The following is a 577-nucleotide window of genomic DNA, read 5'->3' as shown; positions in this document are numbered from 1 at the left end:
ACCCTGTACTTGCATTTGATTCATCAAATTTAAAGAAACTCATGATTTATTTCCCCCTGTATTTTAGTTTGTGGATGGCGCTATTAATTCTTCTTGTATGCAGCCTTTTCGCGCATTGAGATGGTTCTTAGCAAATACACTTTGATTACCTTCTAAAACAAAACCTCTTGTACCATCTGCCTTTTTCACTAATTGACCAACAACATGAACGATTCCCATAATGTGATTCACGATCTTATCCCGAATATCCGGAATGAATTGTGTATATTGCTGCCCATCATCATGAATAATAGCTCTTGTTGTTTCCCAAGCTGTGAAAATGATATTTGCATCTAATGAGTTAAACGTTTCTACTACCTTTAGAAGATGATTATCTAGTAAAGCGTAATCCTTTAATTCCGGCATACCACTTTTCGTATTTTCACCTTTTTTAAGTAGCCATAACTTTTGGTAATGCGTTAAATTATCAACAAAGATGTTATCGTATTTAGCGATATTTACTTTTGCTAATGCATAAAATTGTAGGATGCTATCATGTGGATTTTCACCATCAATTTTAGCTACATCTACATTTTCA

General features: G+C 33.8%; 1 protein-coding gene. It reads right to left on the bottom strand.

Annotated features, from left to right (window positions below):
* Positions 1 to 63 precede the first annotated feature (63 nt).
* Positions 64 to 577: AAA family ATPase (locus tag ACQRBL_RS32515; RefSeq protein ID WP_427736444.1), on the bottom strand; the 514-nt coding region annotated here is incomplete at its 5' end.

The sequence above is a fragment of the Bacillus sp. AF62 genome (assembly GCF_050312695.1).
Classification (GTDB): domain Bacteria; phylum Bacillota; class Bacilli; order Bacillales; family Bacillaceae_G; genus Bacillus_A; species Bacillus_A cereus.
This window is presented reverse-complemented; position numbering and strand designations above follow the sequence as displayed.